The 26,889-nt window shown below is 39.6% G+C and carries 20 protein-coding genes and 1 tRNA gene; 15 read left to right on the forward strand and 6 right to left on the reverse strand.

What is annotated here, in order from left to right; translation table 11 throughout:
- Window positions 1–7 precede the first annotated feature (7 nt).
- Window positions 8–1,051 carry a hypothetical protein gene (locus D0T20_RS03295; protein WP_116438382.1) on the reverse strand — a complete coding sequence of 348 codons (1,044 nt, stop codon included), beginning with the start codon at window positions 1,049–1,051 and terminating at the stop codon, window positions 8–10.
- 196 nt (window positions 1,052–1,247) lie between these two features.
- Window positions 1,248–1,320: transfer RNA gene (locus tag D0T20_RS03300), tRNA-Asn, on the reverse strand.
- 260 nt (window positions 1,321–1,580) lie between these two features.
- Here D0T20_RS03300 and D0T20_RS03305 point away from each other — a divergent pair.
- Together D0T20_RS03305 and D0T20_RS03310 are read left to right on the forward strand one after the other, a co-directional pair.
- Window positions 1,581–2,321, forward strand: a complete 741-nt coding sequence (locus tag D0T20_RS03305; RefSeq protein WP_116438383.1) for a M23 family metallopeptidase — start codon at window positions 1,581–1,583, stop codon at window positions 2,319–2,321.
- A gap of 89 nt (window positions 2,322–2,410) precedes the next feature.
- Window positions 2,411–4,234, forward strand: coding sequence for an AMP-dependent synthetase/ligase (locus tag D0T20_RS03310; protein ID WP_016635411.1), 1,824 nt, complete (start codon window positions 2,411–2,413; stop codon window positions 4,232–4,234).
- 92 nt (window positions 4,235–4,326) lie between these two features.
- On the opposite strand, the gene D0T20_RS03315 is transcribed toward D0T20_RS03310, so the two are convergent.
- The 4 genes from D0T20_RS03315 to D0T20_RS03330 all read right to left on the reverse strand — a co-directional run bounded on the left by D0T20_RS03315 (window position 4,327) and on the right by D0T20_RS03330 (window position 7,993).
- Window positions 4,327–6,048 carry a type 1 periplasmic-binding domain-containing protein gene (locus tag D0T20_RS03315; RefSeq protein WP_116438384.1) on the reverse strand — a complete coding sequence of 574 codons (1,722 nt, stop codon included), beginning with the start codon at window positions 6,046–6,048 and terminating at the stop codon, window positions 4,327–4,329.
- A gap of 90 nt (window positions 6,049–6,138) precedes the next feature.
- A complete protein-coding gene (locus D0T20_RS03320; protein ID WP_116438385.1) occupies window positions 6,139–6,945 on the reverse strand; it encodes a fructosamine kinase family protein in 807 nt (268 codons plus the stop codon).
- A gap of 89 nt (window positions 6,946–7,034) precedes the next feature.
- Window positions 7,035–7,478, reverse strand: coding sequence for a DUF2871 domain-containing protein (locus tag D0T20_RS03325; protein WP_080649342.1), 444 nt, complete (start codon window positions 7,476–7,478; stop codon window positions 7,035–7,037).
- Window positions 7,479–7,552: 74 nt separating this feature from the next.
- The gene (locus tag D0T20_RS03330) at window positions 7,553–7,993 is read right to left on the reverse strand and encodes a hypothetical protein (protein WP_016635415.1); all 441 of its coding nucleotides are present in this window, start codon (window positions 7,991–7,993) and stop codon (window positions 7,553–7,555) included.
- 205 nt (window positions 7,994–8,198) lie between these two features.
- Between D0T20_RS03330 and leuS the strand changes: the two genes are divergently transcribed.
- From leuS to D0T20_RS03400, 13 genes are all read left to right on the forward strand, one after another.
- Window positions 8,199–11,183 (forward strand): leucine--tRNA ligase, encoded by a 2,985-nt coding sequence (gene leuS, locus D0T20_RS03340; protein ID WP_116438386.1) that lies wholly within the window; start codon window positions 8,199–8,201, stop codon window positions 11,181–11,183.
- Between the two features lie 139 nt (window positions 11,184–11,322).
- The gene (locus D0T20_RS03345; RefSeq protein WP_016829571.1) at window positions 11,323–12,213 is read left to right on the forward strand and encodes a ComEA family DNA-binding protein; all 891 of its coding nucleotides are present in this window, start codon (window positions 11,323–11,325) and stop codon (window positions 12,211–12,213) included.
- 51 nt (window positions 12,214–12,264) lie between these two features.
- Window positions 12,265–14,097, forward strand: a complete 1,833-nt coding sequence (locus D0T20_RS03350; protein ID WP_116438387.1) for a ComEC/Rec2 family competence protein — start codon at window positions 12,265–12,267, stop codon at window positions 14,095–14,097.
- Between the two features lie 170 nt (window positions 14,098–14,267).
- Entirely contained in the window at window positions 14,268–15,257 is a 990-nt protein-coding gene (gene holA / locus D0T20_RS03355; protein WP_116438388.1) for a DNA polymerase III subunit delta, read from the forward strand.
- Between the two features lie 27 nt (window positions 15,258–15,284).
- A complete protein-coding gene (gene tsaE, locus D0T20_RS03360) occupies window positions 15,285–15,848 on the forward strand; it encodes a tRNA (adenosine(37)-N6)-threonylcarbamoyltransferase complex ATPase subunit type 1 TsaE (protein ID WP_032817043.1) in 564 nt (187 codons plus the stop codon).
- 38 nt (window positions 15,849–15,886) lie between these two features.
- Window positions 15,887–16,681: a tRNA (adenosine(37)-N6)-threonylcarbamoyltransferase complex dimerization subunit type 1 TsaB gene (gene tsaB, locus D0T20_RS03365; RefSeq protein ID WP_116438389.1), complete on the forward strand. Its 795-nt coding sequence runs from the start codon at window positions 15,887–15,889 to the stop codon at window positions 16,679–16,681.
- Window positions 16,682–16,701: 20 nt separating this feature from the next.
- On the forward strand, window positions 16,702–17,328 hold the full coding sequence (rimI, locus tag D0T20_RS03370; protein ID WP_116438390.1) for a ribosomal protein S18-alanine N-acetyltransferase: 627 nt from the start codon (window positions 16,702–16,704) through the stop codon (window positions 17,326–17,328).
- Entirely contained in the window at window positions 17,321–18,385 is a 1,065-nt protein-coding gene (gene tsaD / locus D0T20_RS03375) for a tRNA (adenosine(37)-N6)-threonylcarbamoyltransferase complex transferase subunit TsaD (RefSeq protein WP_116438391.1), read from the forward strand. The genes rimI and tsaD overlap by 8 nt, the downstream gene beginning before the upstream one ends.
- Before the next feature lie 36 nt (window positions 18,386–18,421).
- Window positions 18,422–19,522, forward strand: coding sequence for a tRNA (adenine-N1)-methyltransferase (locus D0T20_RS03380; protein WP_116438392.1), 1,101 nt, complete (start codon window positions 18,422–18,424; stop codon window positions 19,520–19,522).
- 21 nt (window positions 19,523–19,543) lie between these two features.
- The gene (locus D0T20_RS03385) at window positions 19,544–20,101 is read left to right on the forward strand and encodes a SixA phosphatase family protein (RefSeq protein ID WP_116438393.1); all 558 of its coding nucleotides are present in this window, start codon (window positions 19,544–19,546) and stop codon (window positions 20,099–20,101) included.
- 198 nt (window positions 20,102–20,299) lie between these two features.
- Window positions 20,300–22,636, forward strand: coding sequence for a 5-methyltetrahydropteroyltriglutamate--homocysteine S-methyltransferase (metE, locus tag D0T20_RS03390; protein ID WP_116438394.1), 2,337 nt, complete (start codon window positions 20,300–20,302; stop codon window positions 22,634–22,636).
- Window positions 22,633–23,487 carry a methylenetetrahydrofolate reductase [NAD(P)H] gene (gene metF, locus D0T20_RS03395; protein WP_004133041.1) on the forward strand — a complete coding sequence of 285 codons (855 nt, stop codon included), beginning with the start codon at window positions 22,633–22,635 and terminating at the stop codon, window positions 23,485–23,487. The genes metE and metF overlap by 4 nt, the downstream gene beginning before the upstream one ends.
- Before the next feature lie 54 nt (window positions 23,488–23,541).
- On the forward strand, window positions 23,542–26,838 hold the full coding sequence (locus tag D0T20_RS03400; protein ID WP_116438395.1) for a bifunctional [glutamine synthetase] adenylyltransferase/[glutamine synthetase]-adenylyl-L-tyrosine phosphorylase: 3,297 nt from the start codon (window positions 23,542–23,544) through the stop codon (window positions 26,836–26,838).
- The last annotated feature ends 51 nt before the right edge of the window (window positions 26,839–26,889 follow it).

Genomic DNA, 26,889 nt, shown 5'->3' on the forward strand with positions numbered 1-26,889 from the left:
AGAGATGTTAGTGGTTGCCGCCATTATTTGTGTTGCCTGTGCCGCCGCCGTTACCAGCTGGTGTGTTTGAGGCTGGAGTTTGTGGTATTGGTGGTTGCGGAGTTGTAGTGCTACCGCCCGTAGCTCCACCAGTATTTACTGTTCCAGGCGTTCCTGATCCTGATCCAGAACCACCAGCAGATGGCGCAGAAGGAGTTTGAGGCGTAGAAGGAACAGGCGGAGGAGTTTGCTGCTCTTTCTTCTTTTTCTCTTCCTCTTCCTTCTTCTTTTTCTCTTCTTCTGCCTTCTTTTCTGCAGCCTTCTTTTCAGCTTCTCTAATCTCTTTTCTCATTTGCTCTAATTCTTCTTTTCTCTTTTCAGCTGCTCTCTTTTCAGCTGCCTTCTTTGCAGCTTCAGCCTTCTTCTTTTCTGCTTCTCTAATTGCTTCTTTTGCAGCAGCATCTTCTTGAGCTTTTTTCTTTGCTGTTTCTACAGGATCTGGAGGAATGTTAGGAATGGTAAGTCTTGGCCTGCGTTGTACTCTAGGTGCTTTTCTAATAACAGGAGCAGTAAGCTCTTGCAATTGCTTTTGGCTTTCTTCTTCCTTCTTTTTGTCTTCTTGAGTAGACTCGTCGCCTGCAGCTTTATCAATCATAATAGAAGTGATGCTGCGAATTCGTTGAGCGTTATCGGAATACCATTGCGCTGCTGCAATAGCTTGAGCATTTTGCGCGCCTAAAGCTTCTGGTGAATTTGCGTTGCACACAACTGTTTCTGGAATGCGCAACTTCATAAGCTTATTTAGTAGTTTGCCGTTTTCGGAATCTTCTTTAGCAAAAGACACAAGTAGAGAATTTTTAATAAGTTTGTTCCAAGATTTGTTTGCTTTAGTTACTTGCGCAACTTGAACTTCGCAAGCTTTACGAGCCTCTTTTACGCGAGCATTATGCTGAACGCTCCAGAATATTGCGCCTATGCAAAGAACTAGCGCAAGTACTACAACGCCAGTTATAAGAACTATCATCTTCTTTTTATTGCCATTATTCATGACTTTGGAGATGTTTTCTAACATATTTATCCTCTGTTTATCAATATTTGCCAAGATTTGCTTTATGCAAACGACCTTTACAGTTTACGCCAAAGCAAGTACGTTAACGCATTGCAACTTATAGGTTTTTGGCCTATAACCCGAGAGTTTGACTTAGATTTGATGTATCTAAAATTTTTCTAAAACAAAAAACCACCAGACGAACTGGTGGTTTATTTTGCTCCTGCGGCTGGGCTTGAACCAGCGACCATTCGATTAACAGTCGAACGCTCTGCCAACTGAGCTACGCAGGAATATCTTCCATGCTTGGCTTTGTGCCGTGCACAAGACATTTATATTACACGGAATTTTGCAATATGCAAATATATGTGCATTTGGGCGTGTCGAAAATTGTTAAATGTTGAAATATCAAGGTTTTATAGCCTTTAACCACATTGCTTAAAAAATCTTTACTAAAAAAGAATCGTATGAAAAACTTTTAAGAACGTAAATGAAATTAGCAAAAACCCTTAAAATACGCCACTTTTAGTGTGAAATTCAAAGGAGAGAAAATATGTGGAAAATATTTAAGATGAAAGTCATTTATAAAAAAATGATGCAAAAAATCATCAAAAAAATTAATAGAATAAAAAAATATGTTTTGAAACATAAGATAATTTTTGTATACATAATAGCGTTTTTTGCTTTGATTGCATTTATTACACTAATTCGTGTTATAGAAAATACGAGTATTAGCAAAAGCATTGAATATGAGTACATTCAAGCTAATCAGCAAGATGCGTACAAGAAATACGCGAATATTTGTAAAAATAATTCTAAAAAACATGTTTTAGCTACAAGTATGAGTGAGGATTCTAAGGAGGAATATTGCAAGTCAAGGATGATATATCCAGTAAAAGAAGCAAATATTATTAAGGATTTTGATGCTCCGAGTAAACCTTGGCTTGCAGGCCACAGAGGTGTTGATTTGCAAGCCAAAGAAGGCGATGAGTTACGAGCGCCACAAGATGGAATAATCGCCTTTGCGGGGCTGGTTGCTGGAAAATCTGTTGTAACAATAAGTCATGGTGTTTTAACATCTACATTTGAGCCTGCATATACGGATTTACCTGTTGGGTCAATTGTTAAAAAGGGTCAGAATTTTGCATATGTAACAGTTGGGTCGGATCATTGCGATAATCTTTGCGTTCAATGGGGATTAAAACGAAGAAACAGAACGTACGCAAACCCAAAACAGATGGTTCAAAAACAAAAAATAGTGTTAAAGCCAAAAGAAGACTTAAAAGAAAAATAGTAAAATACGTATCGTATAGTGTGTATAGATTCTTGAGTAAAATATTGAGAATCATTGCTTAAATAATATGCGCAATTTAAGGAGCGGCTATGCAAAAGTATTCTCGCAATCTTAATGAGAAGATTGATTACGACGCAAATGTTTTTTCGCTTCTTGAAAATCGCGTAGAGCGCAATGCAAACGGATCCTTAATTGAGTATCTTGGCGAAAATGGAAAATGGGAATCCTACAGCGCTAAAGAGTTTAGAGATTTAGTTATATCTGTTGCAAAAGGGTTTATAGCACACGGTGTTATGCCAGGGGATTCAATATCTATAATTGCTCATACTTCTTGGCAGTGGACTTTGCTAGATATGGCAATAATGTCTATTGGAGCTTTAACTGTTCCAATCTACGAAACAAGCTCTGTGAGTCAAATAGAAAACATTGTTAACGATTCCAATGTGAGCATGATTTTTGTTGAAGACGAAGCAATTAGAGATAATGTATTGATTGCAAAAAAGTCGTGTAAATGTCTTGAAGAAATATTCGTATTGAGTTCAAACGCAATCGACACGTTTATTGAATACGGAAAAACCGTTACGGATGCAGAATTTTACGAGAGAGAAAAAGCTGTTAGAGGTAAAGATTTAGCAACAATTGTTTATACTTCTGGATCTACTGGAGAGCCAAAAGGCATTGAGCTTTCGCACGGAAACTTTGTTTTTATAGCAAAGTCTGGAATAGTTTCTATGCCAGATATAGCGTTAAAAAGTAAGAATGGTAATCCACGACTTTTGCTGTTCCTTCCTCTAGCACACGTTTTTGCACGATATATGCAATTCTTTTGCTTTACTGGAAACGTTACGCTTGGATTATCTAGCAATCTAAAAACAATACTTAGTGACTTCAAAAGCTTTAGGCCAACATTCGTGCTTGGTGTTCCTAGAATATTTGAAAAAATCTACAATGCGGCTTCTCAAAAAGCAGGAAGAGGATTAAAAGGCGTTATATTTGCGTTAAGCGTAAAAGTTGCTAAACAATGGTCAAAGGCACAGCAAAATGGTGCAATGGTTTCGCCATTGATTGCAATAAGTCACGAATTCTTTAAAAACACTGTATATAAGTCGATTTTGCAAGTTTTTGGAGGATGCGTTGAATACGGTGTTTCTGGCGGTGCTCCTTTAGACACGTCTATATCTCACTTCTTTAACGGAATTGGGCTTCCAATCCTGGAAGGCTACGGAATGACAGAAACATGCGCGCCATCAATGGTAAACCCTACAAAGGGATACAGAATTGGAACAGTAGGTATTCCAGTTAAAGGTGTGTCTGTTGCAATAGATGATGAAGGTGAACTTTGCATTAAAAGCCCTGCTGTTTGCATAGGATACCATAATCATCCAGAAATAACAGAAAAGCAAATAGTAAATGGTTGGCTGCACACGGGAGATTTTGGCACGCTAGAACCAGATGGATTTGTTAGGATTACAGGCCGTAAAAAAGATTTAATAATAACTGCTGGCGGTAAAAACGTTTCTCCAAGCATTCTAGAAGCTTCTGTTATGACTTGCCCAATCGTTTCTCAATGCGTTGTTGTAGGAGACAGAAAGCCGTTTATATCGGCAATTATTGCGCTTGATTTGGCAGAAGTAAACTCGTGGCTTATATCTAGAGGGGCAGGACCTGTGCGCTCGCTGGATGAAGCTCGAAAAAATTCAATTGTAAGATCCGAAATTGAGCAAAGTGTTGTAAAAGCAAATTCTAAGGTTTCTAGAGCACAATCGATTAGAAAGTTTGAGATTGTTCCAGACGCGTTTACGCAAGAAAATGGATTGGTTACTCCAAGCCTTAAAGCAAAAAGAAGCGTTGTTTTAGAGCGTTATAAAGATCTTATTGAAAATAAGATTTATGCTCCAAGAGTCAAAAGATAATCGAAATAATCTCTACTAATAGTGTGCAAGCTAGTGCATAAGCTTAAGCTGCCTAGTGTAAGGCGTTAGTGTAATGCAATGGAGTAAAGCGATTAAAGCCCAGCGTCTGCAAGAGTCACATAGCCTGGGTCTATTAAAAGCGCTTTAAGATTAGTTGCGCTGATTGCAAGAATAGCTTCACTTGCAACTGGTACACCTTTTTGCGAATCACTATTGTTTACAAAAATGGTCACGTCTTCTAGTTGCGTAATCTTTCCAGTAGTGTTTAACGAGTTACACTGTTTTGCAACATCGCTAGAAATCTTTTGGATGTTTTCTATAGAAGTCATCCATTGCTTTCCGTTTACAAGATTAGGTAAAGCGTCTTTGTATGCTCCGTAGCCTGTAATAACAGGCCATTTTGAATCGTTTACAATAGTGTTTGCATATTCACTTTGACTATCTTGGATGCTACTTTGATTGCTATCTTGTGTGTTTTTATTTTTGTTACTTTTTTTGTTTACTTTTTGTTTTTTGAGCTTATTATTTTTTACATTAGATGGCAAAGGTACGCGTTTTTTGCTTAAATTACGTTTTCCAATAAAGTTTCCAATAATGTCTGGAAGAGTAAACGAAGGATTAATGTCTGCAGAGCTGCCCTTATATCCAAGCTCTTCTAAAGCGCTTTCTGTTTGCATAGCAACTTGATCTTCTAACGCAATAATTCCATCTACGTGTTTTGTTGGAGTTGATTTAGAACTATTTTTTTCAATAAGTCTAAATTCAAGTTCTGCTTTAACAGAATCGGAATTATCTGCGTCTATAGCAACGTTTTTCCAATCGTTTGCAGTGGAATTCTTGTTAAGCTTTCCAGAAGGAGAAAACATTAGTCCAGATTCAAAATATGGCTTTAGAACCTTCCAGATTCCTTCAAATGCAAGTTTGGAAAATTCGTCATCAAACTCTGGAGTTTTATACAAAGAATCTTCGGAGTTTATTGTGCGTTTGTTTATTCCAACATGAAAATGAATATTTTGCTTTTGATTATGGCAAGGCAAAAGCACTTCCACACTTTTTGGATTATCTTTAGATGCTTGATTTAGAGCCAATTTTTGTACAAGAGTATAGGCTTGAACCTCTCCAATTCTTTGTGCAGAAGAAAGATCAAATAGAATGTCTGGCTTAAAACCCCTACTTAGTCTAGAAAGCATAACAACATGCATTCCAGCTTTTTTAGCAAGCTCTAAAGCGTTAGAAAGTCTATTTTCTACTTCTTCTTGATTCTTTAAATCATCGTCATTTAATTGATCACTATTTGAATCTGGTTGAGTTACATAATCTCCATAATTGTTGTGTCCGTTTTTATTAGTCCAAGGAGCAACAACAATAGTCGTTTTTGAAAGCTGCTTTTTTGCGCTATCTTGAAGATTCTTAACATTTGTTTTTGCGCTTTTACTTTTAGTATTTTTAGCGCTGTTTTTAGAATTTAGTGACGTAATAGTGTTTACAACATAATCTTGAATATCTTGACTTTGATTGTACAAGCTGTTAGAAGACTTAGTTGCGATTGAGTTGCTGGAAAATCCTTGCTTTTTTAACGATTTTACTATTTCTGGAACAAGATTATCCCATGTACTTAATGGAGTTTTTCTACTTAAATTTAGACCATCAGAAGGCGTAAAAACTATAACGTTGCCGTGATTCACTTGAGGCTTTGCGCTAGGCGATGCGTTTTTTGCATTGCTCGATCCGCATGCGCAAATCGCAAGAAGCATTGTGCTAGCTGCTATAACAGCAATAGTTTTGCGCAAAATATGCTTATGCGTGCGAATCATAGTTAAAACCTTTCGTAAATTTTAGTTTTGTACTTATTTATCTATTAGCTTACTTATGTGTTAGTTTCTATTAAATTATCTAATGCAAATTTAGCGATTAAGCAAATCCAAGCACATGTCTCGATATTCGCTAACGTAGCCTCCACCAAAGAAAACACAATGACCAGCAATAGGGTAGAGTTGCCAAATTGTCATGCGATTTTCAAAACCAGATTTTAGCTGATGAACAGACTGGTAGCCGTCTAGAATCTGCTTAAAATAGCTGATTCCGAATAAGTGAAGCATTGATAAATCTTCTTCGCGATGGCCGCCATGAGCTGCAGGATCAATTAAAACAGCTTCTGTGTGTTCTCCGTCTTCGCTTTTAGTCCAAAGCACGTTTCCGCTCCACAAGTCTCCATGAACGCGAGCTGGCTTATCTTCTGCAGCTTTTCCAAGCAAATCAGGCAGAGCGTCAATAACTTTATTTGTAAGATCTAAATCGCTTTTTGTAAGACTTCCTCTAGAAATGCCAAGATTTACCATTGGCAAGAGCCTGCCTTCTGCTAAATAGTCAATAGCATTACTCCAAGTGCCACAATCCATTTTTACAGGGTCGCTTAATGGTCCAAAATAGCATGTGCCATCATAATCTGCAGGTGGCTCCCCAAAATATTTCGCACCGAAATCGTGCATATGCGCCAAAGATGCTCCAAATTCAAACGATGCTAAAGGAGTAGGGCTTGTAGTTTCAATGCGTTCAATGTTTAAGTAGTCTTTTCCCCAATCAAAAACTTTAGCTACTTTAGGCCCGCCATAGTCGTAAGCTTCTCGAAGCCAATTAAGTCCACGACCTTCGCATTCAAAGAATCGTTCTGGTGCGTATGATCTGCTCTTTTTATACACGTTATTACTCATAGCAACCTTCTTAATGTAGTAGCATATGCGGCTTATAGTTACACACTTAATAAATATTTTATGAATAAACTAAATTATTCCTATCATCACTATTCTAATGAAGTATTAGCACAATGAGCGATGCTGCGTTTAATTTGCAATAAGATTAGTACAATACTTACGCCAAGTAGGATGTGTCCTATTCCTGCTAAACCAGTTATGGAAAAATCTATAGATGGACTGAGATGTAGACGCATTACTTGTGCAATTCCACGAGTAATCATCATTACTGCTGTTAGGTTGAGTCCAATATGATAAGTTATTAGGATTCTTGTAGTTTTTTCGTTACTAAAACTGAAGTTTTTCTCAAATAGTATGAGTAACAGAAAAACAACCATGCCAAGCATAAAGTAGTGTGTATGAACTACAGCAAGCACAGTTTTTGCATGGAAAGCATTAAATTTTGTAAATTCGCGATAAAAGACGCCGCCAATCATGGCGAGGACAGCATACAACAAAGACGTATTAATATAACGTTTCATAACATGGTTCATAGTAACTTCCTTACGTAGAGTGATAGTCAAATATTCCTTAGTAATGTTGATGTCGTTACAAGTGTTTGTAAGCGCTATTGCATAGTATGAGTGTTTTTGTAACGCGGACATGCAGTTTTAGCAAAATGATATCCAAAAAGCAATCCTGCTAAGGCTAATGCAGAGCCTAATCCCGTATAAAACACGGCAATAAAGCGTTCTGGAGCTATATTTGTTGCACGAAGAACAATTCCAAAAGTCATCATAAAAGCCATGATTATAAAAGATTTAACGTCAAAGAATTTAAGGAAAAATTGCTTGTTTTCTTTGTAAGCGTTGATTCTAGACACATGCTTTTTAACAAGTTTTCCAAAAATAAACACTTGGAATATTACAAAAACAGCTAAAGATAAAGTGAAGTTAATAGGAGTTAAAAAGTTTGAGTATGCATTAACACCAATCTTAAGAATGTTAAATCCAGCAAATCCCCATACAAGGCATGCGATTAATAAAAGCGTGTTCTTTGATACCTTCATAACTAACCTCGTTAAATCATATTATTTCTAGTAAATTCTTATGTTAAACTCTTAAAACAATTGTAGTAATGATTTTTATAAAAAACGCTAAATAATAGTATTTTGTGAATTGTGCATTAAAACTTTCAAAAAACACAATAAAATATGCTTAAAAGTTGTAAAAAGTGTTGCAAATTGACGATATGAGTCGCTATAGTGCTTGTTTATGGAAGACAACGATCAACAATATTCAACAGCTGACAATAAAGCTACAATCGCTGAGCCAGCTTTTCGCTATAATGCGCAACTCGCACAAGATATTGAGCAGCGCTGGCAAAAAACCTGGGATGAGCAAGGCACATTCTGGGCTGCTAATGTTAAGGGTAATTTAAGGGATGGTGAAGGCAGGAATGCTGAAGGCCGCCCTTCTTTCTTTGCAATGGACATGTTCCCGTATCCTTCTGGAAAGGGCTTGCACGTTGGGCATCCTCTTGGATATTTAGCAACAGACGTTGTAAGCCGATATCACCGCATGAAGGGCGAGAACGTTTTGCATGCTATGGGCTACGACGCTTTTGGACTTCCTGCAGAACAGTACGCTGTGCAAACTGGTCAGCATCCTCGCATTACTACCGAGGCAAATATTGCGAATATGCGCAGGCAGTTGCATCGTATGGGATTGAGTTTTGATGATCGTAGGTCTTTTGCAACTATTGATACAAACTACGTTCGTTGGACACAATGGATTTTCTCAAAGCTTTACGACGCTTGGTATAACCCTGATTTTGTAAGAAAAGATGGAGGAAAGGGTTCTGCTCGTCCAATTTGTGAGCTTGTTGATGAGTTTAAGAGCGCAAAGCGCGAAATTCCTGGTTTTGCAGGCAAAAAGTGGGAAGAGCTTAGCAAAGTAGAACAAGCAGACGTTTTGAATGACTTCCGTATTGCTTACATTTCTAAATCTCCTGTAAATTGGTGCCCAGGATTGGGAACTGTGCTTGCAAACGAGGAAGTTACTGCAGAAGGTAAATCTGAGCGTGGAAACTTCCCAGTGTTCCAGCGCAATCTTCGTCAATGGTCTATGCGAATTACAGCTTATGCGCATCGTTTGGTTGAAGATTTGAACACTATTGATTGGCCAGAAAAAGTTAAGCTTATGCAGCGAAACTGGATTGGCGAATCTCACGGTGCATCCGTGCATTTTGAAGTGCCATGTTCGGACGGCGAAACTCGCGATTTGGAAGTGTACACAACTCGTCCAGACACGCTTTTTGGCACTACTTTTGCTGTTGTTTCTGTAGATCATCCAATTCTTGAGCACATTCCAGAAGCGTGGAGTGCGGATGTTCCAGAAAGTTGGAAGGGCGGCTACGCAAATCTTAAGGAAGGTTTGGCAGAGTATCAGGCTCAAGCTCGCGCGAAGACTGCTAAAGATCGCACGGAAGATGCTGGGGCTAAAACAGGCTTGTTTACTGGTCTTTACGCGATTAATCCTGTAACTGGTGCAAAACTTCCACTGTTTGTTGCAGATTATGTTCTTATGGGTTATGGAACGGGCGCAATTATGGCAGTTCCAGGCGGCGATCAGCGCGATTATGATTTTGCTAAAGCTTTCGGCTTGCCAGTAATTTATACGGTTAAGCCTTTGCCTGATTCTGACGAAAAGTTAGAAGATTATGATGGCAAAGCTCCATTTGTTTCTCATGACGGAATTGTTATCAATTCTTCTGTGGAGCATACTCATAAGCTTGGCGACGCCTTGTCTATTAACGGTTTGCGCGTAGATGAAGCTATTAAAAAAGTGACGACTTGGCTTGAATCAGCAGGCGTAGGCGTTGGCAGAGTTTCTTACAGACTTCGCGATTGGCTGTTCTCTAGGCAGCGCTACTGGGGAGAGCCTTTCCCAATCGTTTATGACGAGGACGGTGTTGCTTACTTAGTTCCAGATAGTGAGCTTCCGATTGCTTTGCCAGATGTTCCAGACTATCAACCAAAGACTTATGCTCCGAACGACGCAAACTCGGAGCCAGAAGCGCCATTAAGCAGAAACGACGATTGGGTTAAAGTTCAGCTTGATCTTGGTGACGGTGTAAAAACCTACTATCGAGATACAAACACTATGCCAAACTGGGCTGGTTCATGCTGGTACTACATGCGCTACTTGGATCCGAATGACGCAGAGCACATGGTTGACAGCGACGAATATGACTATTGGATGGGCACGAACCGTCCAGGCAAAGAGCATGTTTCTGGCGGCGTTGACCTTTACGTTGGTGGCGTAGAGCACGCAGTTTTGCACTTGCTTTACTCGAGATTCTGGCATAAAGCGCTTTATGACTTGGGCTACGTGGATTCTGCTGAGCCGTTCCATCGCCTATTTAACCAGGGCATGATTCAAGCTTACGCTTACACGGATGAGCGTGGACAGTACGTTCCAGCAGACGAAGTTGAAGAAGGCGCTAATAACGGCGCTGGAGAGCCAACATTTACGTGGCACGGCGAGAGCGTGAATCGCGAGTTTGGAAAGATGGGCAAGAGTCTAAAGAATATTGTGACTCCAGACTATATGTACGAAAATTACGGTGCAGATACGTTCCGCTTGTACGAGATGAGTATGGGTCCTCTTTCTGAATCTCGCCCATGGAATACGCGTAACGTTGTTGGAGGCATGCGATTCTTGCAGCGCTTGTGGCGTAACGTTGTTAACGAAGAAACAGGCGCTTGCGTAGTAACAGAAGATGCGCTCGACGAAAAGACACTAAAGCTTGTTAATAACACGATTGCGCAAGTGACTGTAGAGATGGAAGCAATGCGACCAAACACTGCAATCGCTAAGCTGATTGTGTTAAATAACCACTTAACATCTTTGCCTAGCGTGCCTCGCACAGCAGTTGAGCCGCTTGTTCTTATGCTTTCTCCGATTGCTCCGCATATTTGCGAAGAAATGTGGAGCAAGCTTGGGCATACTAAGTCGATTGCTCACGCAAATTGGCCTGTTGCAGATTCTCGCTACATTGGTGCAGATACTGTTACAGCTGTTGTGCAAATTAAGGGCAAAGTTCGCGCAAAGCTCGAAGTTGACCCGAATATTGAGGCCGAAGAGCTAGAAAAGCTTGCGTTGGAAGCTGTAGCTGATCGCTTGGGTGGTAAAGCTCCGCGCAAAGTGATTGTGAAGGCTCCAAAGATTGTGTCTATTGTGCCAGACGAAAGCTGAAAACTCAATGTTTTCTAGGCAAAATAGCCTTTAACCACATTGGTTAATTTTACTTGAAAGATGCTTATCTTCATTTAATAGTGGAGGTAAGCATCTTTTTTTATGAATGGTTATGAATAACAAAAGGAGGTGATTAAAGGTGCATAAAACGAGTCGTAATGTTTTGGAAAGGCTTGATGCGATTAGTGGCTTGAACAATTATGTTAGTGAAGAAATCAGCGATATTAGTGATTCTTATAGAGAAGCTAAAGATTTACAGCATACAAAAGATGATTTGAATATTTTAGACTATAAAACTTGCGTTTTAGATAGCGAAACTAAAGAACGTGCGCTCGCTTTGAAAGACCTTGCTACTAATGCTAATAGTTCTTCATTAAAAGTTGATGATTTTAATAAGCGCAACGAAGCAAGAGTGAAGAATCATGTTAGATTGGCTATAAAGCCTGCTCATATTTTAGCAATAATGCTGATTCTAGTTGTTTGTTTATCTTGTAGTTTAACAATGTTAATAAGTCAATATGCAACTTATAGCAAGGTTTATGCATATAACGCTAGCGCAAAATCAAAAGATCATTCTAATAAGCAAGTTGATTTTTACAATAAGTCAGATGCTAAAGGCGACGGTAAAAATGATGGTAAAGACGAATCAAATGATAAATCAAAAGACGGAATAAAAGGCGAATCAAATAATAAATCAAAAGTGAGCACTAATCATAAAAGTGAGTTAAAAAAAGATGAAGAAAGCGTTGAAAGTGTTAGCAAAAATCAAGATTTGATTGAAAAAAATAAGAGTGAATATAGTCAAAATAGAAGCAAAAATATTCAAAATAAAAGTGAATGCATAAATATAAACAGTGCTGGATCGGAAGAATTGCAAGCGATAAAAGGCATAGGGCCAAAAATGGCTCAAAGAATATTAGACATGCGTAAAAAAGTTCGCGTTTTTAATCGTGTTGAAGATTTGATGCAAGTCAATGGAATTGGTCCGAAAACTTTTGCAAAGATTAAATCGATGATTTGTGTTGGTTAAGAATCGCTTATCTATAGGTTTATTTTATAACTTTGTTCTTTAAGGCGTAAAATGGAAGAATTTTATTGGAATTTTGAAAATGGAAACAAGGATTTTAGACTTGTTCCAATTGCTTTTGCAATGTGGTTTGGATGCTTGTATGCAAGATTTATATGCAAAAGTAATCAAGTTTTAGCGTATACAATATTTGCCACTTTTGCGTTTGCTATTCTGTGCTTTTATGTTTCATTCTCTAATGGATCATTTTTCAATGGATCATTTTTTAATGGTGTGCTTAAATCTAAATTTTTGAGGCGCTTAGGAATAATCAAATACAAGCAAACTTTTTATGCGATTATGTGCGCATTTTTAGCTTCATTTATGATTTGTTCGATTACGCAATGCTTAGAAGAGCTAGATCCTGTTTTTTCTGTTATTAAAAGCGAAAGTGCTAGAAGCACTCAAAGCTATGATGGTAATAAAAGGCTCGATTCTAAAAGCGTTAAAGTGGCTATGAAAATAACGTCTCCTTTAAGAACATCTCCTTCTTTTAGAGGAGATTGTGTAGCTAATGTAAGTGTTAAAAGTGTTGAAACAGAAGATAAAAATCATGTTGTGCAAAAACATGTGAGTTTTGCAAGCGCAAAACTCTACGCTTTTAATCCAGATTGTAAAGCAATTAATTATGGCTATACGATTAGCAGTTTTGCAAAGATTGGTATCTCAAAATTTGGAGCAAATAATGTAGAAATTCAAATTCCTAAAGCTAGTAAAAAAGATAAATATAAGTTTAGTAATGAAGATAAATCTAGCAAAAATCAAGTCAATTCCTTAAAAGTGATTGAAAAATCTGGGTTTTTAACAAGTGCTCTAAACAGTCTTTATAAAGAATTTTACAAAATTACAGGCAATTTGAGTGAGCAGGGTCAAATGCTTGTTCCTGGACTTACTGTAGGGCTTTTAGGTCAAGAGCATTTAAACAATGAAGATGAAGGCAAAAGTAGTCAAATTGACAGCTCTTATGCGAATACAATGAAGCAAAGATTTAAGATCTCGGGAATAATGCACTTAATGGCAGTTTCTGGAGGCCACTTTTTGCTTATGGCAGCAATGATTCGTAAAGTTTGCTTATATTTTCTTGCTCCAAAATGGCTGTGTGCGCTTTTTGAAATACTGGGAAATATTTCTTTAGCACTTATTGTTTACCCATCTGCTTCGGTTTTACGCGCACTTATAATGGGCATTATTTGTTCAATCGCATTTTTACTTTCTAGAGCGTATCAATCGGCTAGCGCATTAAGCTTAACTGTTATAGGTGTTTTATTTGTTTGCCCTAAGTTTGCGTGGGATTATGCGTTTGCGCTTTCTGTTTGCGCTACTTTTGGAATAATTGTTTGTGGAATGCCTTTAAGAAGAATCTTTTTAAGATATATACCGTCTAGTATTGCAAGCGCATTAAGTATTACATTGTGTGCTCAATGTTTTACACTTCCTGTGCAAATATTAATGCAACCTCAAGTTTCTTTTATATCTATTATAGCGAACTTGATTGTTGCTCCTTTTGTTGATTTTGCAACGATTTTTGGGCTTTTGTCGCTTGTTTGCTCGTGCTGGAATTACTCGATTGCGCTATTTTTCGCTAATATTTCTTCTATTGGAACAAACATTATGGCAAATTGTGCTTGGAATCTTGGAGATTTACAAATCGGAGTTATTCCATGGGTTTCTGGGCCATTAGGTGCGTGGCTTGCGTGGTTTGTTGAATTTAGCGTATTTTTGTGTGTATTTTTTATTAATAAGTATCTTAAAAATAAAGAGTTTTATAATGCGTTTAAGATTTACGCTCAAGCAAAGTCAAATCGCTTTAAGCATCTTGTAGATGATTCGGTTGAACTTTTTGAATGATTTTTGTGCAAGTGATGATTTTGAGCAATTTTTATAGTCAATTTATAGTAAATCATCTTAAGTTTTGTATAGTTTGTACAATTATTAGATGTGTTAAATAGCTAAAAATAATCGAATTAATGGTAGATTTGATTAGCTAACTTGTAAAACATTAGCATTAAGGGGTACGTATGCAAACGTTAAAAAACTTTGCGCCACTTACGATTGTAGTTGGTGGAGATGCGTATTTGAACGATTTGAACGCTCGCGACTTAAAAACGCGCATATTAGACTCCTGCCCAGATGCAGATGTTGTAAATTTAGACGCTTTGATTGCAGATAAATATGCTTTTATAACTGCTACAGGTCCATCACTTTTTTCTAGCGGAACAATTGTTGTTATTAATAATCTGGAACAAGCTAATGAAGATTTAGTTGAAGCGATAATAGAGTTTTGTGCTAGTAAATCTAAATCAAAAACTAATGCAAAATCTAATGAAAACGATTGCTGGGTTATTGCACGACATGAAGGTGGCGTTAAAGGAAAGTCAATAGTTACAAAGCTAGAAAAAGCTGGAGCAAACAAAATAACTGTTCCAGATCTTAAAAAAGACGATGCAAGATTGAATTTTGTGCTAAGTCTTTTTGAAAGACAAAATCGCAAAGTAGAGCCTGCAGCCGCTGCGCGAATCGTAGAGGTTTTAGGTGGGAAAACAGACCAGTTAGCATCTCTTTGTTCTCAACTTTGTTTTGATTTTGAAGATAACCCAATCACGCTAAAAATAGTTGACCAATACTTAATATCTGATCCGCAAGTAACTGGATTTTTTGTAGCAGATAAAGCTGCACAAGGAAACGCGGGTCAAGCTATTCTTGCGTCAAGAAGAGCGATTTTACAAGGCGTTGACCCTATAGCGTTGATTGGAGCTTTGTCTGTAAAAATGCGCATAATTGCAAAAGCTATAGCAGTTAAAAACGGAGAAATTTCTAACGCGCAAGCAAAAGTGAATCCGTGGGCGTTAAAAATGGCTATGAGAGATTTAGGCGGATGGAGTGAGAATGGGATTCGTAAGTGTTTTATGTGTTTAGCGTGGGCAGATGAGCAATGCAAAGGTGGAGCGAGTGATGCTGATTACGCTTTAGAAAAATGCATTAGCATGATTGCTTTGCGTGGTCGTTAAATTAAATTAAGTCGAAAGTGTGCGATTTTGGAAAATCATAATATTAAAAAGCTTGTAATTCCAAGTGATTCGTGTATGCAAGATCTTGGAGAGTCAATTGCAAAAATAGTGCATGAAACAGACGTTATTTTGCTTTCTGGTCCTCTTGGTGCTGGAAAAACAACGTTTGCTAAAGGATTTGGCAAAGGATTGGGAATAAAAGAGCCAATAGTTTCGCCAACTTTTACTATTGCTAGAGAGCTTAAAGGCACGTTTTCTAACGGAAAAGCAGCAAATCTTATTCACGTAGATGCATACAGGCTTGGTGGAAAAGATTACGCTCCAGGGCAAGACACTGTTTCTAGGCTTTTAGATGAGCTTGAATCGCTTGGATTAGACGAAGCTTTGGAAGAGCCAGGAGACGGAACTGTTGTGCTTATGGAATGGGGAGAGCAAATGGCAGGCGTTCTTGCAAATGTTCGTCTTGAAGTTCATATTGATAGGCCAATTAATAAAGAAAAGTCAAATGAGTTTACAAGCGAAGGAAATCGTGTTGTAACGCTTGTTCCAGTCGGAGGAGATTGGTGCGATCGCTTAAAAATTCTTGATTAAGAGTAAGCTAAATTGGTTAGTCAATTTAAGGAATGAAAATGAGCAATACGCTGATTATAGACACGTCGTACGGTTCAACAGTTGGAGTTGTGGGGCATAATCCAATAGTGGAAACGGATTCTCGCACTCATGTTGAAAGATTGCAAGTAAACATTGATCTTGCAGTAAAAAATGCTGGACTAGAGCTTAATCAAATAGACGAGATTGTAGTTGGAGTAGGTCCTGCTCCTTTTACAGGTTTACGAGCTGGACTAGTTGCGGCTAAGGCGATTGCTTTTGCGAATAACGCAAAGATTCTAGGATGCAACAGTTTGCTGCCTCAAAGCTTAATGATTCGTTCTGGAGCTTTTGAAGAATCGCTTAAAAATGGCGTTATCTCTAATAGTGAAATAGTTGAAAATAATGAATCTTGCGCAGCTAAACACACGTATGTTCTTTCGCTAAATGACGCTAGAAGACGCCAAGTTTATATGAGTTTATATGACGATAGTGGTTGCGAAGTAATAGAAATGGATATTGATTATCCTGCAAATATTGTTGATAGAGTAAATCAATATTTTGAATCAAATAATATTTGCGATTATTGCGTTTGCGTTGCGGGTCATGGCGCTAAAAAATACGCTGAAGATTGGAATAAAATCGAGAATATATGCTTAATTACCGAGGCGAGTGCTCTTGATTTAGGCGTAAAAGGATTAGAAATATTTAAGATGTGCGCAAGTCAAAAAGACGTTATTGAACCACTTTATTTAAGAAGACCAGACGTATCTGTTCCAAACCCATTGAAGCACGTTTTGGGATCTGGCGCTGCTACAAAAGTGGCAGAAAAATAGGATTCAAGCGAAGTACGCATATGATTGTAGACATAACTCGCTCAAAATATCCAGCTTGTGTATCAAATAGTCAAAGTTGTGCAATAGAGAAAATTGATTGTGCAAAATATGAAGCAATAGTTTCTCAAATTGCAAAAATCGAAGCAGACTTGTTTGGACCAGGATGCTGGAACAAGAACATGATTTTGCAAGAGTTACAAGCACCGATGCGCGCGTATTATGCAGATGTTGATCTAAACACAAATACGGTAGCTGGGTATGCAGGATTTTGGTTTGATGGTGACGACGCTCAAATAATGACAATAGGCGTTGCAAAAGAGTATCAAAAGCGAGGAATTGCAAGCAATCTTCTAAAAACTATGATTGAAAATGCAAAATCAATCGGCGCAAAACGAATGCTTTTAGAAGTTAAAGTAAACAATAATCCAGCATTAAAACTGTATGAAAAATTCGGTTTTACAGAAATGGGATTACGAAAAAGATACTACATGCCAGAAGGAATAGACGCATATACAATGTGTGCGCAAATAGAAGACTTTGAAGACTTAGACAACTTAGACGACTTAGAAAATTTAGAAAACTCAAAAAACTTAAAAGAATCTAGCGAAGCTTATAACAGTGCTAAAAGTGAGGATAACAATGAGTGAAACAATGAATAAAACAAGCGAGCCAATAGTTTTAGGCATTGAATCAACTTGCGACGAAACAGCAGCCGCAATCGTTAAAGGAAGAACATTAGTTTCTAACGTTGTAGCATCCTCAATGCAAGAACACGCGCGATATGGCGGTGTTATACCAGAAATCGCATCACGCGCGCATGCAGAAGCATTTGTGCCAGTTGTATCAAAAGCGTTAGCAGATGCAAATATGGATTTAAGCGATATTGATGCTATAGCAGTAAGCGCAGGACCTGGATTAGCAGGATGCTTAGCTGTTGGAGTTTCGGGAGCTAAAGCACTAGCAAGTGCAGCAAAAAAGCCGATTTATGGAATAAACCACGTTATTGGACACATTGCGGTAACGCAATTGCAATTTGGCGATGTGCCTAAAGACGTTCTTGCTTTAATTGTTTCTGGCGGACACACTTCACTTCTTCACGTGAACGATATTGCGCGCAGTATAGATGTTGTTGGAACAACATTAGACGATGCAGCTGGCGAGTGCTTTGATAAAGTAGCTAGATTGCTTGGATTCCCTTATCCAGGAGGTCCGCATATTGATAGGCATGGGCGCCTTGGAAATCCAAATACTTTGAAAGTTCCGCAAGGACTTACGCAAGGTCGTTCTGGCAAAGAGCATCCTTACGACTTTAGTTTTTCGGGAGTAAAAACAGCTGTTGCGCGTTGGGTAGAAGCTCGCCAAGCACAAGGATTAGAAATACCAGTAGACGACGTTTGCGCATCTTTAGCAAACTCTGTTGCAGATGTTCTTTCTCGCAAAGCTATGATGGGTTGCGAGCAATACGGTTCAAAAACTTTGTTGATTGGTGGCGGATTCTCCGCAAACTCGCAACTTAGAGAGCATCTTTTAGAGCAAGGCAAAGAGCATGGAATCGAAGTTCGTTTGCCAGAATTGAAGCTTTGCACAGATAACGGAGCAATGGTGGCAATGCTGGGCGTGAATTTGGTAGAAGCAGTCGTTCGTCCATCTGCTCCAGATTTTGCAATCGATTCAGCAATGCCACTTACAACCGTTAGCTTATAATAGTTAGAGTTGTTATAAAAATAAGCGAGGTGTTTTGTGTACGAAAGCTATGCGCGTAGAGGAGTTTTGCAAGTTGGTGAAAAAATCCAATTCACCGATAGAAAAGGCAAGCGAATCACAGCACAGCTTGTTAAAGGCGGAGTTACACAAACCGAACACGGCATTATTTTGCACGACGATGTTATTGGCAAAACTCAAGGCGTTGTAGTAACAACAGTTAGCACAAAACGTGATTTTGAGCGTAGTAATAAGCAACTTGACGCATCTAAAGAATCAAACAAACCATGGATGGCAGCACGTGCAATAGGCGGATGGGATTATGTAGTTATGCGTCCGCGATTGGCAGATTACGTTTTATCTATGCCAAGAGGCGCTCAAATCATGTATCCAAAAGATATTGCGCAAGTGATTTCTTTAGGAGATATTCGCTCTGGAATGCGCGTTTTAGAGTCGGGAGCAGGCTCTGGAGCAATGAGCTTAAGCCTTTTAGACGCTGTTGGCGAAAGTGGCGAGCTTACAACAATAGAACTTAGACCTGATTTTGCTAGAATCGCGCAACTAAATGCAACGATTTACTATGGCGAAAAACCAAAATGGTGGAATCTTTTAACTGGGGATTTTGACACAGTAGCAAAGTCCCTTCCAGAAGGTTATTTTGATCGCATTATGCTAGATATGCTTGACCCTTGGAACAGGCTTGAACAAGCTTATAGAGTTATTGCTCCAGGTGGCGTATTAGTTGCGTACGTAACAACCACAACGCAAATGTCTAGAATGGCACAAAGTTTGCGAGCTTCGGGAGTTTGGACGGAGCCAGAGATTCAAGAAACGTTAGAAAGAACTTGGAAAGCTCAAGATTTAGCAGTTAGACCAGATCACGCAATGATAGGTCATACTGGTTTTTTGGTTATTTCGCGCGCAATGGCACAAGGCTTTAATGCGTTAAAAAAGCGCGATCGTGCTACAAAAGATACTGTTAGCGATATTGATGATTTAACTCCCGAAGAGCGCGCAGAACAGCTAGAAGACTTGTCTCTTAGAGATATATCCGATAGAAAACTTAGAAAAGTTCTTAGAGATTTAGATTTACAAATCGCACAATTGCCTAACTCAAATCCAGAGCCTAATAAGGCTTAATTTTAGAAGTAGGAGATTAAAATGGCGGCGTCAATCAAAAAAATTCTTAAAAAAGTAAAGCATGCAAAATATGTGCTGCTACTAATGCGCCACGCAAAAGCGGTGCCGCCAACAATGGGAGACGATTGGGGAAGAGACCTTAGCGATAAAGGCATAAAACAAGCAAAAATCATGGCAAAAGGCTTGAAATCTTTAAAGCTTGTTCCAGATTATATTGTTTGTTCAAGCGCAAATCGCACAGAGCAAACAATGCACAAAATGCTTAAAAAGTTTGGAGATTCGCCAATAGTTGCATCAAGAAAAAGCTTATATGATGGCGGAATGCAATCTGTAATGGATGAGCTTTGCGCGATTAAGAGCGATTCTAGAATAACAATGATTATAGGCCATGAGCCAACAATGTCGATGGCTGCGCAATGGCTTTCCTCCCCAGATTCTGACCCAGACGTTTTAGGAACAATGAGACTTGGGCTTTCTAACGCTTCGATTGTTGTGCTAGTTTCCGAAACTCCTTTTGCAACTTGCGGACTTCGCGGAGCAAAAGCTTTAGGCATTATAAGTCCAAAGGATTTTGAGTAGTAAAATACGCATAAATTTGCATAAAATCCTTATAAAATTTGCATAAATCTACATAAATATCTGTACAAATATCTGCATAAATATTTGCACAAATATGCATATAAGTTTAAGTTATAACGACACCCCCAAATAGGTAATGACCTCATTTGGCCAAATGTTTGCTAGGCTGAATCAGGTTGTTAATTATTTGGAGGATATATGCATACTGTTCTTACATCTGTACAGGGATTCCCACGAATCGGCGCAAATCGCGAGCTTAAGAAAGTTATTGAACGCTATTGGAAAAAAGACGCAACTCTAGAAGAAGTAAGACAAGTTGCAAAAGATTTGCGCAAAAAGCATTGGAAAATTCAAGCAGAATCTGGAATAGAACTCATACCAAGCAACGATTTTAGCTACTATGATCAAATGCTAGACACAGCAATCCTGCTTGGTGCAGTGCCAGAACGGTACAAGAATCTAGAGTTTGAAAATGCAGAAGATACGCTTTTTGCAATCGCGCGCGGATATCAAGGGGATAGAGGAGACGTAACAGCGCTTCCAATGAAGAAGTGGTTTACAACCAACTACCACTACATTGTTCCAGAAGTAGAAAATCCGCAAAATTTGCATTTAGATGGCACAAAACCATTCGACGAGTTTAATGAAGCGAACGCTCTAGGAATTGAAACAAAGCCAGTGCTGATTGGCCCATACACATTCTTAAAGCTTGCTCGCACGCCACAAGCTCAAGAATTAGAAGCAAACAAAGAGACGATTGAAGCATTAGCAAACGCGTATTGCAGTATTGTAAAGCGATTTGCAAGTCTCGGAGCAAAATGGTTGCAATTCGACGAACCATACTTGTGCTTAGATAAAGAAGATGGCGATTTAAAGATCTTTAGCGATTTATATGAGCCGATTCTTCAAAGCAGACTTGAAAGCACAGAGAATGCTGAAAACGTTAAGATTTTGCTTAACACGTATTTTGGCAATGTTTTAGACTCGTACCAAACGCTAAACGATTTAGCTTTCGATGCAATTGGCTTAGATTTTGTAGAAGGCAAAGAAGAAAACCTTGAAGCTTTGCAAAAATATGGAGTAAACGAGAAAACAACTATTTTTGCAGGAGTTGTAAATGGCAGAAATATTTGGAAAAATGACTACGCACAAAGTCTTGGCTTGCTAGATGCTTTGCAAAAAAACGTTACTAATCGCATAGCTGTTTCTACTGCATGCTCGCTTTTGCATGTTCCATTTAGCACGGATGGAGAAGAGCTTGGCGAAGATGTATTAAAGCATTTTGCGTTTGCTGTAGAAAAGTTGAAGGAAGTAAGCGAAATTGCTAAGCTTTGCGTTTTGAATGATGATGAGCTTAAAAATAGCGAGGAATTAGCGCAAAATCAGGCATTATTTGACGGGTCTAGAGTAAAAGTAGACGAAAACGTTAAAGCGCGAATCGCAAGCCTTAAGCCAGAAGATTTTGAGCGAAAGCCATCTCGCGCGGAGCGTCAAAAATTACAAAAAGAAGCATTAGGATTGCCTGATTTGCCTACAACAACTATCGGATCTTTCCCTCAAACAAAAGAAATAAGATCGATTCGAGCGCTTTTTAGAAAAGGCGAAATTAGCAAGGAAGAATACAACGCGTTTATTGGCAAGCAAATAGACGAGTGCATAGAACACCAGGAGCGCATTGGCTTAGACGTTCTTGTGCATGGCGAATTTGAGCGAAACGACATGGTTGAATACTTTGGCCAGCATTTGCACGGATTTAAGTTTACAAAAAACGCTTGGGTGCAGTCTTATGGAACTCGATGCGTAAAGCCTCCAATCGTTTGGAGCGATGTTTCTAGGGCGCAGCCAATCACAGTAGAGTGGAGTGCGTATGCTCAAAGCCGCACAAACCATGTCATGAAAGGCATGCTAACGGGGCCTGTTACGATTCTTAACTGGTCTTGGCCTCGCGAAGATATTACGCATGAAGAGCAAACTCAGCAGCTTGCTCTTGCTATTAGAGACGAAGTTTTGGACTTGGAGCGTGCTGGAATTCGCGTAATTCAAATCGATGAGGCAGCTTTGCGTGAAAAGCTTCCGCTTAGGCGTTCGGATTGGCATAAGAAGTATTTGGATTGGGCGATTGCAGCTTTCCGTCTTGTGCACTCTGCTGTAGATGCCACTACGCAAATCCACACGCATATGTGCTACTCGGAGTTTAACGACATTATTCGAGACATTGATGCAATGGACGCGGACGTTATATCGTTTGAAGCTTCGCGCGGAGATCTTGTTGTTTTGGACGCTATTCATAACGCGAACTTTGAAACAGAAGCGGGCCCTGGCGTTTACGACATTCACTCTCCTCGCGTTCCTGGCGAAGAAGAAATTGTTAACAGGATTCACGAGATTTTGCACAAAATGCCAGCAAGCAAACTTTGGATTAACCCAGATTGTGGCTTAAAAACTCGCGGCAATGCAGAAACGTGGGTTAGCTTGCAAAATCTTGTTTCGGCAGCTAAAAAAGTTAGAAGCGAATTGGGTGGCGGTCTAAAATGACGTACAAACCAAAGTTCTCTTTAGAGGTGTTTCCGCCTAAAAGAACATCTCCAATAGGCACGATTTACGACACTTTAGACGGCTTAAGGGGTTTAGATCCAGATTTTATATCTGTAACTTACGGAACAGGAAAATCTTCGGATCGAACTGCTACTGCTAGAATCGCCAACACTATTCGATCGGAGTATGGTATCAAGACTGTTGCGCACTTAACAGCAAGATACTTGGATTATGACGATGTTGACGAAGCTTTAGACATGTTTGATAAGGCAGGCGTTAGTGGTGTTTTAGCTTTGCGCGGAGACGTTATTGAAAGTCAGAATGCTGCTGGAGTGTTTAATCACGCAAGCGATTTAGTATCGTATATTCGCTCAAAGCGACCAGATTTGCCTATTTTGGGTGCATGCTACCCAGAAAAACATCCAGAAGCTGCTACTTTGCAAGAAGACATCGATAATCTAAAGCGAAAAGTGGATGCTGGAGTAACTTACTTGATTTCGCAACTTTTTTACAATAACGATGACTTTTTGCATTTTAGGGATTTAGCTAGAAAAGCTGGCATTAACGTTCCGATTGAAGCTGGAGTTATGCCAGTTGTAAACGCAAATCAAGTTAAGCGAATGACAAAAATGTGCTCTTCTAAAATGAGTGAGCCAGTTTTAGCAATGATTGAGCGATGGGGAAGTAACCCAGAAGTTTTGCAAGACGCTGGAAGCATATTTGCGTCTCAACAGATTAACGATTTAGTTGCGGAAGGTGTAGACGGAATACACTTGTACACAATGAATCGTCCTGGCGTTACTAGAAGCATTTGGTCAAACGTTAAGCCACTTTTTACTAAAATCGTGTAGATTGCGCAAATCGTACTTGTGGTGCCGTGCAAAATATTGTTGTACGACACCACAATGTACAGTGGCGTTATGAGCAATCAAACAAGTAATGCTGGAGATCTAAGCAATGGCTTTAGCGCGATTTTGAACGTGGAATCAAAAGCTAATTTGCAAAATGGTTCAAAAAGCAACTTAGGTTTTGCTCAAGAAAGCAACTTATCGTATAGAAGCCTAGTTAAGGCAGGGTTTGCGCGCCCAGAATCTGCTCGTAAAACTATAGAAGATATTTGCAAAAATTGTGAGAATAATTCAATTAATGTGCTCAAAATCTTAGAAAGCATAAATAGAGTAGAAGATCCAGATTACGCAATTTTAGCGTTTAACGACATATACAAATCGCGTCAAAAAGTTGTTGAAAATATTGCCGAGAACTCGAATAATTCACTAATAACAAGTCCGCTTTCGTCTTTAATGCAAGTTCTTGGAGCTTCTAAAGCGTTTGCAATGCTAATGCGAACACGCGAAGATTTAATAAACGCTGCTGCAAGTGACCCAAATCATTTGCTGCATATGACTTTAGAAGAGCGTGTTTTGGATTTACTAGAAGCTGTTCAATCGTACAGCGCAACAGTAGTAAATGAAGAAAAAGATGACAACAAGAATTGCGATTCGTGTACTGTTCCAATAAGCTCTATGCCTTTTGCGCAAGCTGTTTGTGCGCTTAGAGCGAGATATCGCCAGCATATTGCTGCGATTATGGCATACGATTTGGCGAGCGCAGACCCTGTAGAATTACAACCAGACATAAGTCGTAAACTTTCGGACGCTGCAGATGCGGCTTTAGAGGCGGCACTTGCGATTGCGCGCGGGCAAGTTTCTGGATCTTGCTGTTGCAAGTTTGCAATAATCGCAATGGGAAAATTGGGAGCGCAAGAAATAAACTACGTTTCCGACATTGACTTAATATACGTAGTAGAACCAACTAATGGCGTTAAACAAGATGAAGCTTTGCGAGTTGGCTCTTCTATTGCGCTTGTTTTACAAAAAGTTTGCCAATCGGTTGTTGTGGGATGTGCGGAGCCGCCATTGTGGCAAATTGATACCGCGCTAAGGCCAGAAGGCAAAGATGGTCCGCTTGTTAGGCGCTTGGAATCGCATAGAGAATACTACGAAAAGTGGGCAAGTAGCTGGGAGTTTCAAGCATTACTAAAGTCGAGGCCAGCTGCAGGAGATGCGCAGCTTGGTAAAGATTATAGACAAATGGCAGATTCGCTTGTTTGGAAAGCGTCTGGTCGTGAGCATTTTGTTGCAGATTGCCAACATATGCGACAGCGAGTAGAGTCTTTGATTCCTGCGTCTCATAGAGATTTAGATATGAAGCTTGGGTGCGGCGGATTGCGCGATGTTGAGTTTACTGTGCAAATGTTGCAACTTGTGCACGGAAGTGAAGACACGTCTTTGCGAGTTAGAGATACACTAGGCGCGCTTAATGCACTATCTGCTGGAGGTTACGTTTCTAGATCGCAAGCTGCAACTTTGGCAGAACACTACCGTTTTGAGCGCGTGCTCGAGCATCGCCAGCAAATGTGGAATATGCAACGTACACATTTATTCCCAGACTTAGGTGCGCAAGGAAATGGTGGGTTAGATCGCGCAAGAAGTATTAGTGTAGAAGATCTTAACAGTAACGAGCAAATTAGGCGTCTTGCTAGAGCTGTTAGACTTAAGCCAGAAGAGCTTGTTGCGCGATTCGACAAAGCGCGACGAGAAATTAGACACTTGCATAAAGATATTTATTACCGTCCAATGCTTCCGATTAACGCGCAAACGGATGCAGATCCTATTGTGCTGTCTGCTGAGGCTGCGCGTGCTCGCTTTGCGTCAATCGGATTTGCGGATGCTAGAGCTGCACAAATGCATGTTGAAGCTCTAAGCGAGGGGCTTTCGCGTGCTGCTAAAATTCATAGAATTTTGCTTCCAGCAGTGTTGAAATGGCTTGGAGAAGGTCAAAATCCCGACATGGGTTTGCTTGCTTTTAGGCGACTTTCCGAACGCTTTGGCGGAAAAAACACGTACTTAGGATTTTTGCGTGATTCTCCTAGCGCAGCTCAACGGCTTTGCCACGTTTTGTCTGATTCGCGCTATTTAGGCGATGCAATGATGAAGTCTATACAGTCAATAACTTGGCTTGGAGACGACTCGGTGCTTGCGCCAAGAGACAGAGAAAGCTTAGATATGCAAACGCGCGCAATGGTGGCAAGATATTCAAGCAGTATTGCGGATTTTGCACAATTTTTGCGCGCTTTAAGAAGGCAAGAAATTGAGCGAGTAGCTCTTGCTTGGATGTGTGGGCTTATTGACGATGATGCTTCTATGCAAGCTATGAGTGACGTATTTGATGCTGTGCTTGAGGCTGCTTTGCAATGGGCTATGAAAGATGCGTCTCGCAAAATGTGCCTAGATAAAAGCAAAGCTTCGATTGCAATTATTGCTTTGGGACGTTACGGCGGTAGGGAAGTTAACTTCTGCTCGGATGCAGATATTATGGTTGTTTATAAGCCTACACAAGATAGTTGCGGTTGTGATTCTAGCGATGATTCTGGAGCTAATCTTGCTCACCGTTTTGCTCAAACTACTGTAGACATATTGCGAAGTATTTTACAAGGTCCTCTTACTTTAGAGCCAAAAATCATGGTCGATTTAGATTTGCGACCAGAAGGCAAAGATGGCCCGCTTGTGCGTTCGCTAGAATCGTGCGAGCACTACTACCAAAAGTGGGCTAGTACATGGGAAAATCAAGCACTTTTGCGCGCGCGCTTTGCTGCAGGTTCTAAAGATTTAGCGGATGCTTTGCTAAGCGGAGTAGTAAACGACTTGCGCTATTCGTCAGAGCCTCTTAGTGAATCGCAATTAGCGGAAATTCGTAAGCTTAAAGCGCGTATGGAAGCAGAACGCTTGCCAAGAGGTGTTAGTAGAGATAGGCATTTGAAGCTTGGTCGCGGAGGTTTAAGCGATGTTGAGTGGACTGTTCAGCTTTTGCAATTGCAATACGCTGGAAAATACGAGTCTTTGCGAGTGGTTGGCACAATGCAAGCGTTGAAAGCGCTTAAAGAATTGCATTTGATTGAAGATGAAGATGCAAATGTGCTGGAACGCTGCTGGCATATGTGTTCTGCAGTGCGAAATGCGAACTTCTTGTGGTCTGGCTCCCTTGAGCGCGCGGATGTTATTCCAACAGACTCTTATTCTTTGGGTGGAATCGCCACTTATCTTGGCTACGATCCAAACCAAGGTCGCGTTTTTGAAAACGATTTAATGGCTGTTATGCGTCAATGCCGTGAAGTAATGTCTCGTCTCTTCTACTGTCGCTAAGTTTACAGTCGCAATCTAGTCATATTCATAGTCTCGCATTTATTGTTGCAT

The organism is Gardnerella piotii (assembly GCF_003397585.1).
Classification (GTDB): domain Bacteria; phylum Actinomycetota; class Actinomycetes; order Actinomycetales; family Bifidobacteriaceae; genus Bifidobacterium; species Bifidobacterium piotii.

Excerpts from the sequence above, each read along its gene's own strand:
- D0T20_RS03295 (WP_116438382.1), bottom strand. The coding sequence starts at position 1,051 with ATGTTAGAAAACATCTCCAAAGTCATGAATAATGGCAATAAAAAGAAG.
- D0T20_RS03305 (WP_116438383.1), top strand. The coding sequence starts at position 1,581 with ATGTGGAAAATATTTAAGATGAAAGTCATTTATAAAAAAATGATGCAA.
- D0T20_RS03310 (WP_016635411.1), top strand. The coding sequence starts at position 2,411 with ATGCAAAAGTATTCTCGCAATCTTAATGAGAAGATTGATTACGACGCA.
- D0T20_RS03315 (WP_116438384.1), bottom strand. The coding sequence starts at position 6,048 with ATGATTCGCACGCATAAGCATATTTTGCGCAAAACTATTGCTGTTATA.
- D0T20_RS03320 (WP_116438385.1), bottom strand. The coding sequence starts at position 6,945 with ATGAGTAATAACGTGTATAAAAAGAGCAGATCATACGCACCAGAACGA.
- D0T20_RS03325 (WP_080649342.1), bottom strand. The coding sequence starts at position 7,478 with ATGAACCATGTTATGAAACGTTATATTAATACGTCTTTGTTGTATGCT.
- D0T20_RS03330 (WP_016635415.1), bottom strand. The coding sequence starts at position 7,993 with ATGAAGGTATCAAAGAACACGCTTTTATTAATCGCATGCCTTGTATGG.
- leuS (WP_116438386.1), top strand. The coding sequence starts at position 8,199 with ATGGAAGACAACGATCAACAATATTCAACAGCTGACAATAAAGCTACA.
- D0T20_RS03350 (WP_116438387.1), top strand. The coding sequence starts at position 12,265 with ATGGAAGAATTTTATTGGAATTTTGAAAATGGAAACAAGGATTTTAGA.
- holA (WP_116438388.1), top strand. The coding sequence starts at position 14,268 with ATGCAAACGTTAAAAAACTTTGCGCCACTTACGATTGTAGTTGGTGGA.
- tsaB (WP_116438389.1), top strand. The coding sequence starts at position 15,887 with ATGAGCAATACGCTGATTATAGACACGTCGTACGGTTCAACAGTTGGA.
- rimI (WP_116438390.1), top strand. The coding sequence starts at position 16,702 with ATGATTGTAGACATAACTCGCTCAAAATATCCAGCTTGTGTATCAAAT.
- tsaD (WP_116438391.1), top strand. The coding sequence starts at position 17,321 with ATGAGTGAAACAATGAATAAAACAAGCGAGCCAATAGTTTTAGGCATT.
- D0T20_RS03385 (WP_116438393.1), top strand. The coding sequence starts at position 19,544 with ATGGCGGCGTCAATCAAAAAAATTCTTAAAAAAGTAAAGCATGCAAAA.
- metE (WP_116438394.1), top strand. The coding sequence starts at position 20,300 with ATGCATACTGTTCTTACATCTGTACAGGGATTCCCACGAATCGGCGCA.
- metF (WP_004133041.1), top strand. The coding sequence starts at position 22,633 with ATGACGTACAAACCAAAGTTCTCTTTAGAGGTGTTTCCGCCTAAAAGA.
- D0T20_RS03400 (WP_116438395.1), top strand. The coding sequence starts at position 23,542 with ATGTACAGTGGCGTTATGAGCAATCAAACAAGTAATGCTGGAGATCTA.